Source organism: Sinorhizobium numidicum, from assembly GCF_029892045.1.
Taxonomy (GTDB): Bacteria; Pseudomonadota; Alphaproteobacteria; order Rhizobiales; family Rhizobiaceae; genus Sinorhizobium; species Sinorhizobium numidicum.
In genome coordinates, this window is sequence record NZ_CP120368.1 from 3,555,504 (window position 1) to 3,569,345 (window position 13,842).

At 60.3% G+C, this 13,842-nt stretch carries 13 protein-coding genes and 1 riboswitch; of the genes, 6 read left to right on the forward strand and 7 right to left on the reverse strand.

The genetic code is table 11. From position 1 onward, the window contains the following. Positions 1–160 precede the first annotated feature (160 nt). Genes PYH37_RS28275 through PYH37_RS28285 form a run of 3 tightly spaced genes read right to left on the reverse strand, consistent with a single transcriptional unit; the run spans position 161 to position 5,923 of the window. Complete coding sequence (locus PYH37_RS28275; RefSeq protein ID WP_280734797.1) at positions 161–3,517, reverse strand: error-prone DNA polymerase; 3,357 nt, start codon at positions 3,515–3,517, stop codon at positions 161–163. Beyond that, on the reverse strand, positions 3,514–4,929 hold the full coding sequence (locus PYH37_RS28280) for a DUF6504 family protein (RefSeq protein ID WP_280735997.1): 1,416 nt from the start codon (positions 4,927–4,929) through the stop codon (positions 3,514–3,516). Before PYH37_RS28280 ends, PYH37_RS28275 begins: the two co-directional genes overlap by 4 nt. 40 nt (positions 4,930–4,969) lie before the next feature. Next, a complete protein-coding gene (locus PYH37_RS28285) occupies positions 4,970–5,923 on the reverse strand; it encodes an ImuA family protein (protein WP_280734798.1) in 954 nt (317 codons plus the stop codon). A gap of 168 nt (positions 5,924–6,091) precedes the next feature. Between PYH37_RS28285 and PYH37_RS28290 the strand changes: the two genes are divergently transcribed. Continuing rightward, entirely contained in the window at positions 6,092–6,526 is a 435-nt protein-coding gene (locus PYH37_RS28290; RefSeq protein WP_280734799.1) for a metallopeptidase family protein, read from the forward strand. A gap of 414 nt (positions 6,527–6,940) precedes the next feature. Here PYH37_RS28290 and PYH37_RS28295 read toward each other — a convergent pair whose 3' ends face one another. The 3 genes from PYH37_RS28295 to PYH37_RS28305 form a co-directional block, all read right to left on the reverse strand. Then, positions 6,941–7,966: an IS110 family RNA-guided transposase gene (locus tag PYH37_RS28295; protein WP_280734667.1), complete on the reverse strand. Its 1,026-nt coding sequence runs from the start codon at positions 7,964–7,966 to the stop codon at positions 6,941–6,943. 84 nt (positions 7,967–8,050) lie between these two features. Continuing rightward, positions 8,051–8,257 (reverse strand): DUF1737 domain-containing protein, encoded by a 207-nt coding sequence (locus PYH37_RS28300; RefSeq protein ID WP_280734801.1) that lies wholly within the window; start codon positions 8,255–8,257, stop codon positions 8,051–8,053. Further along, positions 8,254–9,159 (reverse strand): HpcH/HpaI aldolase/citrate lyase family protein, encoded by a 906-nt coding sequence (locus tag PYH37_RS28305; RefSeq protein WP_280734802.1) that lies wholly within the window; start codon positions 9,157–9,159, stop codon positions 8,254–8,256. Before PYH37_RS28305 ends, PYH37_RS28300 begins: the two co-directional genes overlap by 4 nt. A 212-nt stretch (positions 9,160–9,371) precedes the next feature. Between PYH37_RS28305 and PYH37_RS28310 the strand changes: the two genes are divergently transcribed. From PYH37_RS28310 to PYH37_RS28330, 5 genes are all read left to right on the forward strand, one after another. Further along, the gene (locus tag PYH37_RS28310; protein ID WP_280735998.1) at positions 9,372–9,617 is read left to right on the forward strand and encodes a hypothetical protein; all 246 of its coding nucleotides are present in this window, start codon (positions 9,372–9,374) and stop codon (positions 9,615–9,617) included. Positions 9,618–9,718: 101 nt separating this feature from the next. Then, entirely contained in the window at positions 9,719–10,324 is a 606-nt protein-coding gene (leuD, locus tag PYH37_RS28315; protein WP_280734803.1) for a 3-isopropylmalate dehydratase small subunit, read from the forward strand. 6 nt (positions 10,325–10,330) lie between these two features. Further along, positions 10,331–10,711 (forward strand): RidA family protein, encoded by a 381-nt coding sequence (locus PYH37_RS28320; protein ID WP_280734805.1) that lies wholly within the window; start codon positions 10,331–10,333, stop codon positions 10,709–10,711. A gap of 190 nt (positions 10,712–10,901) precedes the next feature. Beyond that, positions 10,902–10,979: riboswitch (SAM riboswitch) on the forward strand. Positions 10,980–11,038: 59 nt separating this feature from the next. Further along, the gene (gene metA / locus PYH37_RS28325; RefSeq protein WP_280734807.1) at positions 11,039–11,965 is read left to right on the forward strand and encodes a homoserine O-acetyltransferase MetA; all 927 of its coding nucleotides are present in this window, start codon (positions 11,039–11,041) and stop codon (positions 11,963–11,965) included. 236 nt (positions 11,966–12,201) lie between these two features. Continuing rightward, entirely contained in the window at positions 12,202–13,218 is a 1,017-nt protein-coding gene (locus tag PYH37_RS28330) for an aldose epimerase family protein (protein WP_280734808.1), read from the forward strand. Positions 13,219–13,331: 113 nt separating this feature from the next. On the opposite strand, the gene PYH37_RS28335 is transcribed toward PYH37_RS28330, so the two are convergent. Further along, positions 13,332–13,748: a DoxX family protein gene (locus PYH37_RS28335; protein ID WP_280734810.1), complete on the reverse strand. Its 417-nt coding sequence runs from the start codon at positions 13,746–13,748 to the stop codon at positions 13,332–13,334. Positions 13,749–13,842 lie beyond the last annotated feature (94 nt).

Genomic DNA, 13,842 nt, shown 5'->3' on the forward strand with positions numbered 1-13,842 from the left:
ATTGATTCTAAACTTGAGGAAAAGCTTCGTATTTTCATTACATTAGAGGATTCTAGGGAGGATATCTCCCCTTCCGATTTTTTGTCTTTTAGGGAAGAACCTGCGACATTTTTACACAGAGGCAAGCGAGGAATGCCACGGATGCTTTCGCGATCTACCGTCAATGGAAGTTGCGCCCTTTCGGCATGACATCGGCCGCTTCATCCGTCTGTTCGCGCTGCTCTCGAGCCGTGCGGGCAGGCAAGGCCAAACGCAATTGCTTCAGTGCCTTCTTTTCACGGGCATCTGCCGTCGGCCGCAACGCCTCGTCTGTTCGCTCGTTGGCCGCGAAACGCCGCGCCTCCTTGCGCAAGAGGCCGAGCATTGGCGTTATGTCTTCGACATGTTCGGCGACCACATGAATGACACCGCTTTCGCTCTGTAAGCGGCCACGGACCTTCACAAGCCGCGAACCCATGACCTCTCGCCGATATTTATTGAACGTCTTTTCCCAGACAATGATGTTGGCGACACCGGTCTCGTCCTCGATCGTCATGAAGATGACGCCCTTGGCAGAGCCCGGCCGCTGGCGAACGAGAACCAGGCCTGCCACAGTCACCCTTCTTCCCGTTGCCGTCTGTGCCAGAGCCCGATTGGAAAGGATGCCCATTCGCGAGAAATCGTCCCGCATGAAGGAAACCGGATGGGCTTTCAGGGAGAGTGTCAGGTATCGGTAATCATTGACCACATGCTCTCCTTCGAGCATATCAGGCAGGATGACGGCTGGCTCGGCCATTAGACCCGCGGACCCCGCGCCATCGAAAAGCGGCAGACGCTCGACCGCAGACGTTTCATCCAGCGCTTTCACCTCCCAGAGGGCAGCACGCCGGTCGAGGCCGATCGAGCGGAAGGCATCGGCATCCGCAAGGCGTTCCAGGACGGATCGGGTCAGTCCGGAACGGATCCAGAGATCGTGAACGGAGCGGTATCCCTGCCCCCTCTGGGCGACAAGCCTGTCCATATCCGTTTGCCTCAACCCCTTGACCAGCCTGAACCCGAGGCGAACCGCCTTCTGCGTCTGGATCACATCTCGCATTCCGGCGTGGCGAGGCTCGATCGCCTTCTTATCGAACATGTCTGTGCCTTCAAGCAGGGCATCCCAATTCGAATGACTGATGTCGACCGGCAGTACCTTGACCCCGTGTTCCCTGGCATCGCGCACCAGTTGGGCCGGCGCATAGAAACCCATCGGCTGCGAATTCAGGATCGCTGCGCAGAAGACATCCGGATAGTAGGCCTTGAACCAGGACGAGGCATAGACAAGGGATGCGAAAGAGGCCGCATGGCTTTCGGGGAAGCCGTATTCGCCAAACCCTTCGATCTGTCTGAAGCAGCGTTCGGCGAAATCCTTGTCGTAACCGTTCCTGACCATGCCATCGATCATCTTCTGCTTGAAGGTATGAATCGTGCCGGTCCGCTTGAAGGTCGCCATGGCGCGCCGCAGGCGATCGGCTTCGCTGGGTGAAAAGCCGGCGGCGGTGATCGCGATCTGCATCGCCTGCTCCTGGAACAGCGGCACCCCGAGCGTCCTTTCCAGCACCGCCTTCAATTCCGGGCTCGGATATTCGACCGGCTCCTGCCTTTCACGCTGTGCTTCGCGCCGCTTCAGGTAGGGATGCACCATATTGCCCTGAATGGGGCCCGGGCGGACGATCGCGACCTCGATCACCAGATCATACATTTCGCGCGGCTGAAGGCGCGGCAGCATGCTCATCTGCGCACGGCTTTCGATCTGGAAAACGCCGATCGTATCGGCGCGGCAGATCATGTCGTAAACGACTGGCCTCTGGTCCTCATAGATTTCCGCGAGCGTTTTCTGCTCATGATAATGCGCCTCCAGAAGCTTGAAGGCCTTGGCGAGGCAGGTCAGCATGCCGAGCGCCAGCACATCGACCTTCAAGATCTTCAAATGATCGAGATCGTCCTTGTCCCATTCGATCATGTAGCGATCGGGCATGGCCGTGTTCATGATCGGCACGACCTCGTCGAGCCGATCGCGGGTGATGACGAAGCCGCCGACATGCTGCGACAGATGTCGCGGAAAATTCATGAGAAGGCTGGCATAGGCAAGGACGCGTTTCGTGAGCGGATCGGATATATCGAGACCCGCACCTTTCGCCTGGTCTTCGCTGAAGGACGAGGTGCTCCAGCCCCAGATCGAACTCACGAGGGCCGACTGGACATCCTCTGAAAGGCCGAACGCCTTGGCGACCTCGCGCCCGGCGGAGCGTGACCGATAGCTGATAACCGCAGCGGTAAGGCCGGCATGCTCCTTGCCATAGGTTCTGTATATATGCTGGATGACCTCTTCCCGTTGCTCGTGCTCGAAATCGACATCGATATCAGGCGGCTCATCACGATCGCGCGACAGGAAACGATCGAAAAGCAGCGTGAACTTCTGGGGATCGACCTCGGTGATGCCGAGACAGAAACAGACCGATGAATTGGCCGCAGACCCCCGCCCCTGGCAAAGGATTTCCGCATCGCGGGCAAACTTCACCAGTTTGTGCACGGTGAGAAAATAGGGTTCGTATTTCTTGTCGTGAATGAGTTCCAGTTCGTATTCGATCTGCCGCTTCACCTTTTCCGGCACACCGTCGGGATAGCGTTTGACCGCTCCTTCGGCGACAAGCCTTTTCAAGGTTTCGGCCGGTGTCTCTCCTTCGGCGTTTTCATCCGGATATTGATGGCTGAGTTCGTCGAGATTGAAGGAGAGCCGTTTGAAAAACTTTCGCGCATTAGCGATCGCCTCGGGATAATCGCTGAAAAGCCTGGCCATTTCCTTCGGGCTCTTCAGATGTCTTTCGGCATTTTTCTGAAGCAGGAAGCCGGCGCCGGCGATCGTCACATGTTCGCGAATTGCGGTCACGACATCCGCAAGAGGCCTGTAGTGCGGGTCGTGGTAGAGCACGTCATTGGTGGCCAGAAGCCCGACACCCGCCTTCCGGGCGAGTGCGGCAAGAACAGCAAAATCATGCCGGTCGAAACCGTCATAATGCGGTGTCAGACCGAGAAAGAGCCTGTCGCCCGCGTGATCCTGCAATTTTTGCAGGAGTCCTCCTACCGCTTCTGGTTCCGGCCGCCCTTCGCCTTGCATGAGGATGAGAAGAAGATCCTCCTGCCACTCCAGAAGATCGGCAAGATTGAGGGTACAGTCGCCTTTCTTCGAGCGTAGATTCCCGGCGCTGAGCAGCCGGCAAAGATGTCCCCATCCTCGCCTGTTCCGGGGATAGGCCAGGATATCAGGCGTACCGTCGGCAAAAACGAGACGGGCGCCCGGCTGGAAAGGATAGCCCTCCACCTTTGCCTTGGCATGCGCCCGGACGACCCCTGCAACGCTGTTGCGGTCAGCGATACCGAGGCCGGCAAGTCCGATCTTCTTGGCAAAGACGATCATTTCCTCAGCCGGCGCCGCACCCTCGAGGAAGGAAAAATTCGTCCGCGTGCCAAGCTCGTAGAAGATCGGGCCCTCACTCATGCGAAAACTCCATGCATGAACCAGCGGGCCGAAGAGACCTCCCTTCCGAAAAGACCTTCGCGGAACAGCCAGAAACGGCGGCCCTCCTGGTCCTCGACCCGAAAGTAGTCGCGCGTGGGATGGCCCTCCCCATCGAGCCACCATTCGGCGGCAATGCGTTCCGGTCCCTCGGCACGGGCGACGCGATACTGGGTCTTTCGCCAATTGAAGCTGCGGGGGGCGCCGTCGGGCACCTCGGCCGTCGCCTCCACCAGTTCAGGATGAGCGAAAATCCGCAAGGGGCGGTTCTCAGGAAAAGTCTTTTCTTCGGTTGGAGAAGAATCCATCAGCGCCGCGACATCCCTCAAAGCTGCAAATCCGCCCGCCCGCTCCGGCAGATGGCTTTCGGCAAGGGTCGTAATCATCAGGCTATCCGGCCCGAAACGGGCAGCTACCTTGTCGGCGAAGGCTGCAAGCGGCTGGCTTTCGTCGGGCGCACCGGAAAAATCCTGCTGAGCAGGATCGAGCCTTTCGCTTCGCAGGACGGAAAGCCGCAGGATTTCGAATCCGTAACCTGCGTCAAGATCATCATGGATTGCCTGCAACCGCTCGCGAAAGAGAGCCGCAATGCGGTCGACGTCATTCAAGGCGGCGGCCGCATGCGCCTGAACGCGAAACACCCGGCCATCGACGCGGAAAAGCAGAAGCTCGAACAGACGCCCGCCTTCGCCATGTCGCTCCAGGGAGGACCGAAGGTCCTTGGCGAGATGCCGGGTCAGTTCGAGAATGTGCTCTTCATCCTGAAGCGGCTCGGCGAGCCGGCGTTCGGACGAAAAGCTCGGCACGGGCAGGCGGGGCGAAAGAGGCTCGTCCTCCTGGCCTCTCGCCTGATCGAGCCTTAGGAGGAGCAAGGAGCCGAAACGGCGGGCCAACGGCGCGCGCGGCGCTTCGAGAAGGTCGCCGATCTGCTTCAGCCCGACCCGCTCGAGGAGGGCGGTGGTTTCCGCCGGCAGGCGCAGTGCGGCAACCGGCAAGGGGGCGAGGATCCGTTCGGCATCCTCGGCCTGGATGACGGCAGCATTGCCATACCGGGCAACGGCCCAGGACAGGCCGGCAGAGGAGGAAATGGTCGCCCGCGCCTCGACGCCGAGCGAAAAAAGACGCGAAAGCACGTCGTTCACCAGCGCCTTCTCGCCGCCATGAAGATGCGCGCAGCCGGTGATATCGAGGAACAGGCCCTCTTTTCCGTCAAGCGCGACCAGCGGCGTATAGCGATCGCACCAGTCAGCAAGCCCCTCCAGAAAAGCCTGGTCCGCCGCCGGATCGGCGGCAATCACGTCGAGCGACGGGCACATGGCGCGGGCTTCTGCAGCCCCCTGGCCGCGCTTCAAGCCTATACGTTCCGCAAGCCCGTCGAGCGCCACGAGACGCATGGCATTGTCGATCTTGGCGGCAAAAACCACAGGCGGATGATCAGGACGCCCGCGAGAAAGCCAGGAGGCGCCCCACCGATTCCGCGCTACTCGATCGGCCGGCAGATGCGGAAAGTGGATCGACAGAATTCGCTGGCTGTGCGCCTCTCTGAAGAGCGACGGATTGGTGCTGCTCGATGGGGTAAAAGCGGCGGTCATGGGCATTCCATTCCAGACAGATGTCAGCAGGTGCGTAACCCCTGCTTTTTTCGACAAGGAGGTGAAAGGCGGGATGACCGATGCTGCCGCAAAGCACCAAGCCATCGGGGAGAGGGCGTTCGCCGGCCGGCGCCGGCTTGATCTGAAACCGGAAGAAGGCGCTGCTCGCCTCCTCCTCTCCCGCCTGCCGGAAAAGAAGAAGAGGCACTCCGCCCGCCCGGGCTCTGACATGCAGGCGTCTGCTCTCACCTAGGGCAAGACAGGCGGGATTGCCGCGGATCTCCAGAACGACGGCAGCAAAGACCGGCACTTGAAGCGCCGTTTCGGCAATCCAGAGCGCATCCTTGACCGTGCGTGCCGAAAGGAAGAGAAAACGCTTGATGTCGAGCCCGTAGGACTTGAGCCCCGGCGCGTAGAGATGCCCAGCCTCACGAGAAGCAAGCGCTTGGCTGATCCACAGGACTGGCGCCAGATGCCCCTTCTCCGTCCTCATACGCTGATAAAGCACCGCAAGCGCCGTTACGAAACCGGCAGCCGCACCGGCATCGCGGGTTTCGCCATTGCGGATTTCCGTCATGCCTTCAAGCGGAAGTCCGCCTTCGAGCACATCATCGAGCCGCGGGATTCCGAGGGGCAGAACCTTGCGACGGGAGCTCCCTTCCCTGTCGCGCCGAAAACCGGCGGAATCGTTCACCTTAGCTGCCCGAGCGATCCCCGGCAGCCTGCGGTCTTCAATCCGTGCGATGGTTTCGCGAAGGGAAAGAACGGTTTCCCGTTGCACGGCGGTCTCGGCCATGACGGTCAACTCCATGCAGATGTTCACGTTATGTTCGTATGGATTCCAGAGCCTGCTAAAAGAGTCAACAACGAAGTTTGAGAATTTATTCCTTACGGGCCGCGGGACGGAATTCGACACTCGAAAAACACAGGCAAAATCGCTATATGAGGGCAACAAGGAGTGCCCATGGCCCGCATTGACCAGACCGATGATTGGCGGGAACGCCACGCACCGACGCTTACCACATTCGAACAGCTCGCGATTGAAGCCTACAGCCATCTGCCGCAGGAATTTCGCCAGCTGACGACCGATCTTATTATCGAAGTCGCCGATTTTCCGAGCGACGACGTCTTCGAAGACATGGCACTCGAGACACCCTTCGACCTGCTCGGCCTTTTCGAAGGCCGTGGCATCGGCGAACGCTTCACTATGGAAACCGGCGAGTTTCCAAACCGCATCACGCTATATCGCCGCCCGATCCTCGACTACTGGGCGGAAAACGAGGAAACATTGGGCGATATCATCACCCATGTGCTGATCCATGAGATCGGCCACCATTTCGGCCTTTCCGACGACGACATGGAACGGATCGAAGCGAGCGTGGAACACGTGGGCGGCTAAAGCGCGAGCGGCTTGTTCTCGCCATTTGCCCCTCATCCCTCCTGCCGGCCACCTTCTCCGCGCAAGCGGGGCGAAAAGGACAAGCGGCGAGTTCCGGATTCAAAGCTCCTTTCCCCGCCTGCGGGATTATGGGTGAGGGCAACCACTATCCATCTGTGGACGCCCCCTCAAGCGCAAGTGGTTTTTTCTGGAAAGGATAAGCACGTAGTCGGATGCTGCCATCTGTCCGGCCTCTGGGTGCAGTGATAAAGCTGCGGGCCTGTATGGGAGTTCGCGGACCGGATCCAAATCACCCAAAGCGTGCTTGAGAGCACGGTGGAAAGCCCTGGTTCTTCCGGTCCCGTCTCGCCGACTGGGTGCCATACCCTCCTTCGATCCTCCTGCGCCTGCGACGACCTCACATCCGCAGCGGCATCACGCCGCCGCGGCCGGAGCCCGATAAATGCCGCCGCTGGCCAACAGCGCCCAGACGATCCTCGCCATCTTGTTGGCCAGCGCCACCGTCACCAGCATGCGCGGCTTGCGCGCCATCATCTGCCCCAGCCATGATCCGGTCGGCGCACCGCGTCTGCCGGCCTGCAGCACGACGGCGCTCGCGCCGATGATCAGCAGCCGTCGCAACGTTCGCTCGCCCATCTTTGAGATGGCACCGAGCTTCTGTTTGCCGCCGCTCGACTTCTGCAACGGGGCAAGGCCGAGCCAGGCTGCAAAGTCGCGGCCCTTGCGGAACATTCCCGCCGGCGGAGCCAGGGCCACGATCGCGGTCGCGGTGATCGGGCCGACGCCGGGGATGGTCATCAACCGCCGGGCAACCGCATCTTCGCGCGAGCGTCGCGCGATCTCGCCATCCAGGCTGGCAATCTGCTCGTCCAGTACCCGCAGGCTATCGATCAGCACCTTCAAGGCCGTACGGGCGCTCTCCGGCAGCGGGCAGGCCGGATCCTCGATCCCCTCGATGAGCACCGCTATGTGAGACGGGCCCTGCGGCACGATCCAGCCATATTCCATCAGATGGCCGCGCAAGGCATTGATGAGCTGCGTGCGCTGACGAACCAGCAGATCGCGGGCGCGGAAAACAATGGCGCTTGCCTGCTGCTCTTCCTCCTTCACGGCCACAAACCGCATACTCGGGCGTTGTGCCGCCTCGCATATCGCCTCGGCATCGGCGGCATCGTTCTTGTGCCGCTTCACGAACGGCTTCACATAGGCTGGCGGGATCAGCCGAACCGTGTGGCCGAGCCTGCCGATCTCGCGCGCCCAGTAATGCGCTCCGCCGCAAGCCTCTATCGCTACGACGCATCGGGGCTGTGAGGCGAAGAAGCCAAGCAGCTTTGCGCGCGCGATCTTCTTGCTGAAAACAGCCGCACCCGACGCATTCGCGCCGTGCGCCTGAAAAACCCGCTTCGCAATGTCCAACCCGATTGTGCTAACCTCAGTCACGGACGCCTCCTCCAAGTGCTGTTCAACACCTCCACTTTGGCACATCGATGCCGTCAGGGGGCGTCCACCCCATCACCCATCGCCTTATTGCTCCGACAGCTTGATATCGGGATGATAGTCCTTTCCTTCGACTTCCTTGACGACCGCCTGGCCGCATTGCATGTGCTGGGTGTCGGCATTGAAGGCGTAGGTCGGCGCGCCGTGCAGGGCCCATCCCTGGTTCAAGGCGGCCGTTACCTTGTGGCAGAACGAAGCGTCGTCGGGGCCGGTGAGAAAACGATAGAGTTTCAAGATTTTGCCTTTCGTTTTTCGATGATCTCCGCCTTGGCGGCGAGTTTTACGGCTTGGTCGAGATGCAGCCGCTCGACCATGCGGCCCTTGAGATTGATCACGCCCTTGCCTGCATTTTCCGGCAGCGCGAAAGCATTGATGATGGCGTGCGCTTCGGCGATAGCCGCTTCATCGATACCGAAGCATTGATTGGCCACATCGATCTGCGCCGGGTGAATCAGCATCTTGCCGTCGTAACCCATATCGTGCCCCTGCCGGCACTCGGCCTCGAACCCCTCGGCATCGCGGAAATCGTTGAAGACCGCATCGATGGCGTCGAGCCCGCTGCCGCGCGCCGCAAGCAGAATTTGCATCAGCCAGGGTATGAGATAGGTGCGGCCGGAAAGAGCGGGAACGCCCGTCTCCTTTCTCAAATCATTGAGGCCGACGACGACGCAATCGAGCCGGCCACCGACGGTGCGGCCAGTCTCGGCGATCGCCGGACCGTTGATGACGCCGCGCGGCGTTTCGATCATCGCCCAGAGCCTTAAGTCTTCCGGCGCATCGTTCTCGGCGAGCCAGTCGAGAGCGGCCTGGATATCCGCGGGACTTTCGACCTTGGGGAGAAGGATCGCGTCGGGTTTGGCGGCAAGCGCTGCGGTGAGATCCTCCCGACCGAAGCCCGATCCGGACGCATTGACGCGGATGATCACCTCACCGTCGGGGCGGTTCGCACCAAGATGCTGGCCAAGCGCCTTGCGTGCCTGCGCCTTGCGGTCCGGCGAGACGGCATCCTCGAGATCGAAGATCACGGCGTCCGCCGCGAGATCCCGCACCTTCGCGAGCGCGCGGGCATTGTCGGCCGGAACGCAGAGCACCGAACGGCGCAGGCGAACGGGATGGTGATCGATCGCTCTTGTCATTCGCTCGTTGTGCCCGCCTTTCGGTTTTTGCGCAACAGCACCATGCGCCCTTTCAGGCGCGCAAAGGTCGTCTAACACTTTGAATTGCTGAATGGCGTTATCCTTAAATCGGTCACGATTTAAGGGACCATGCAGAAGACAAGGAGATCGGCAGCCTCTCCCCTTGCAAGCAGCGGCGCCAGCACCCACATCCGGAGAGAAAGGTGACGTTCATGCAAAGTATCCGCTCTGTTTTCTTCACGGCCGTTGCCATCGCCATCATGCTGGCCGCCTTCGTCCTCACCGCCTCGCTTGCCTTGGCGCTCGCCGGCATCGCCGCCGTCGTTGCCATCGGCAGCGCCATCGCGGCAAGGTTCAATGCGAAGCCGGTGCATGCGCGCGCTCGCCCGAATTCGGCCGAAGCCAAACGCGAGATACGGATCTGGAACGACGGGCGCGGTACGATCATCGATCTGTGATCGACCTCAGCACGGCCGCACACGCAGATTTTCCTTCATTTCGGCGCAAAACTGCTCTAAACGCTGTCCCAACATTTCCGCTGAAATCGAAGGCCAAAGTCATGGAAAAGTTCGTCAAGCTCACCGGCGTCGCTGCACCCCTGCCCGTCGTCAATATCGACACGGACATGATCATTCCGAAGGATTACCTGAAGACGATCAAGCGCACCGGCCTTGGCAAGGGGCTTTTCGCCGAAGCCCGCTACAACGAGGACGGCTCGCCGAACCCGGATTTCGTTCTCAACAAGCCGGCCTATCAGAACGCCAAGATTCTTGTCGCCGGCGACAATTTCGGCTGCGGCTCTTCGCGCGAACATGCGCCTTGGGCGCTCCTCGATTTCGGCATCCGCTGCGTCATTTCGACTTCGTTCGCCGACATCTTCTACAACAACTGTTTCAAGAACGGCATCCTGCCGATCGTGGTCAGCCAGGCTGACCTCGACAAGCTGATGGACGACGCCAACCGCGGTTCCAACGCCGTGCTGTCGATCGACCTCGAAGCGCAGGAAATCACCGGTCCGGACGGCGGTTCGATCACGTTCGAGATCGACGCCTTCAAGCGCCATTGCCTGCTGAACGGCCTCGACGACATCGGTCTGACGCTGGAGAAGGCAAGCGCCATCGACAGCTTCGAGAAGCAAAACGCCGCATCGCGCCCCTGGGCTTGAGCGCCGATGGCGCGTAAGCTCATCTCTTCTGGCTCCCCTTTCGAGAAGACGGCAGGCTATTCGCGTGCCGTCGTTCAGGGCGACTGGTGCTTTGTCTCCGGTACGACCGGCTATGATTACGCCACCATGGTTATGCCGGAAACGGTCGAGGAACAGGCACGCAACTGCCTGAAGACGATCGAAGGCGCCCTGAGGCAAGCGGGATTCTCGCTTTCAGACGTGGTGCGCAACCACTATTATGTCACCGATGCCGGCTTCGCCGATCGGGTCTTTCCGATCTTCGGCGAAGCCTTCGGAAACATCCGCCCGGCCGCGACGATGATCGTCTGCGATCTGATCCGCCCGGAAATGCTGATCGAAATCGAGGTCACGGCGTTTCGCGGCTAGATCACGATGATTTAGGTCGAATCGAAACCGGGGAGAAGGTCGCGGCAGCGGAATGAGGAGCCGCGCGGGGAACAAACATCGGCTGGTTGGTAAACGATAGCCAGCTAATGACCTGGCTGGCCTCTGATGGCGCCGCACGCCCGAGGCCGTGAATCCTTTTTCGTTGACCGCGCGGCATTGATCGCGCTATCAAACGATCCGTGGTGATTTGGCCGGCCGGCTTGCAGCCACGTTAAAGAAATCGCTAAAGGGCCGAGGAAAAACGGATTTCCGAGGACCGGTCGCGATCATCTCGCCGCCGGTTTTTTTTATTATCGAGTGGACCCCATGCCCATCAAGATACCCGATACACTGCCCGCCTTCGAGACCCTCGTGCATGAAGGCGTGCGGGTGATGACCGAGACCATGGCGATCCGCCAGGATATTCGTCCGCTTCAGATCGGGCTTCTCAATCTCATGCCGAACAAGGTCAAGACCGAGATCCAGATGGCCCGGCTGATCGGCGCCTCGCCGCTGCAGGTCGAATTGTCGCTGGTGCGCATCGGCGGGCACCGCGCTAAGAACACGCCCGAGGATCATCTCCTCGCCTTTTACCAGACCTGGGAAGAGGTGAAAGCCCGCAAGTTCGACGGCTTCATCATCACCGGTGCGCCGGTGGAGACGCTCGAATACGAGGACGTCACCTATTGGGACGAGCTGAAGCGCATCTTCGATTGGACGGCGAGGAACGTCCATTCGACGCTGAACGTCTGCTGGGGTGCGATGGCGGCGATTTACCATTTCCATGGCATTCCAAAATATCCGCTGAAGGAAAAGGCGTTCGGCGTCTACCGTCACCAGAACCTAAAACCCTCGTCGGTCTATCTGAACGGCTTTTCGGATGATTTTGCCGTCCCGGTCTCGCGCTGGACCGAGGTGCGCCGCGCCGATATCGAACATGTGCCGGATCTCGAAATCCTGATGGACTCGAAGGAGATGGGCGTCTGTCTCGTGCACGAAAGAAAGGGAAATCGCCTCTACATGTTCAATCATGTGGAGTACGATTCGACTTCGTTGTCGGACGAATATTTCCGGGATGTGGATGCGGGCGTGCCGATCAAGCTGCCGCACGATTACTTCCCTCATAACGACTCGAGCCTGCCGCCGCAGAACCGCTGGCGCAGCCACGCGCATCTCCTCTTCGGCAACTGGATCAACGAGATGTACCAGACGACGCCTTACGAGCTGGAGAAGATCGGCACCGGAGACCGTTAGACGCAACAATGTTCATCCCTTTTTCCTCGAACAGAGGGCAGCGACGAAGAAATCGTCCCGTTGAATTCACCTGCGGCGCGGCCTTTCGGACGCGCTAGCGCCGCCGCAGAAAAGTATGACTTTCCGGTTGCCGCACCGCTGGAAATGACGCAGGTTGCCGCCGGTTCCAGGAGTTGAGTTGCGGGATGCGGACGAAGCTGCGCATGTTTCCATGATCCCGCGAGAGGGGAGACAAGATGAGCACGGACACGGAAATCTTTGGGCGCCTGCCTTCCGGTGAGCAGGTCCATCGCATCACGCTTAGGGGCAGCGGATTGACGGCGAAGGTGATCACCTGGGGCTCGGTGATCCAGGACCTCAGACTTGAAGGCCACGCGCCGCCACTCGTGCTCGGTTTCGAGGATTTCGACAGTTATCCCGTCCACTCCCCCTACTTCGGCGCCACACCCGGCCGCAACGCCAACCGCATCGGCGGCGGACGCTTCACGCTCGACGGCAAGGCCCATCAGCTCGACCTGAACGAAAAGGGCGTGACGCATCTCCACGGCGGCAGCGATAACATCGCCAAGCGCAACTGGACGATCATCGATCGGGCGGACGACAGCGTCACGCTTCGGATCACTGACCCCGAAGGACGCGCCGGCTATCCCGGCAATTGCACGATCACCTGCACCTACACGCTGAAGCCCGGCGACGTGCTGAGCGTGATCTACGAATCGCAGACCGACGCGCCGACGCTCGCCAATGTCTGTCAGCACAGCTATTTCAATCTCGACGGCGGAGATGACGCGCGCGGCCACGATATCATGATTGCGGCCGACCATTACCTTCCGACGGACGAGCGGCTGATCCCGACCGGCGAAATCCGCGCCGTTGCCGGCACCGCCTTCGATCTCCGCGAAATCACGTCAATGCGGCGGCAGGTGGAAGGGGAGAAAATCGCCTATGATCACAATTTCTGCCTCTCGCCGGAACGGACGCGGAAACGATCCGTGGCGCTGGTGCGCAGCATCAATTCCGGGGTGTCGATGGAGGTGCTGACGACAGAACCCGGCATTCAGCTCTACACCGGCAGCAAACTGGACGTGCCGGTGCCGGGCCTCGACGGCCGTTACTACGCCCCCTTCGCCGGCTTCTGCCTCGAAACCCAGATCTGGCCCGACGCCATCAACCACGTCGGCTTCCCAACGGCCGTGCTGCGCCCAGGCGAAACACTGCGGCAGGAAACAGATTACATCTTCATGAAGAGCTGACCGAGCGCGATTGCACGCCGACAGGGGCGCTTCTTCAGCGCGGGTGAGAAAGACTGTGCGCGGTTTCTCGCAGCGTCCCGCGCTGAATCGATCAACGTGCTATGCGGCGGCTCTCATTGCTGAGCGGTGCGCTTTGCGCCAAGCGCGTTATCGATGCTCCAGGCGCCCGGCCCCGTGAACACGAGGAGCAGGAACACGAAGCAGTAAAGAATGGCTGCGTCTCCACCGTTCAAAGCCGGGAAGAAGCTTTGCGGTGCATGGACCATCCAATAGGCCACCGCCATCTCGCCAGCCAGAAGGAAAGCCACGGGACGGGTGAACAGTCCGAGCAGGATCAGGAGACCGCCGACAAATTCCATGATGCCGCCGATCCCCGACACGGAGAAGAGCGCCGGCAGCCCGCCCTCAGGCGGGGCTGGGAAGCCGAACAGCTTTTGCGTGCCATGTTCCATGAAGATCAATGCCGTCACGATCCGAAGCACAGCAACGGCGAAATGACTGTAGCGGTCGAGGAATTCCATCTGTCGCATGATGACGTTCCTGTGGTTTGGGTCGAGTTATGATGATCGCCGCGGCGCCGTGCGCTCTTTCAAATGTACAAAGGTCTTCGAATTGCTACGTATT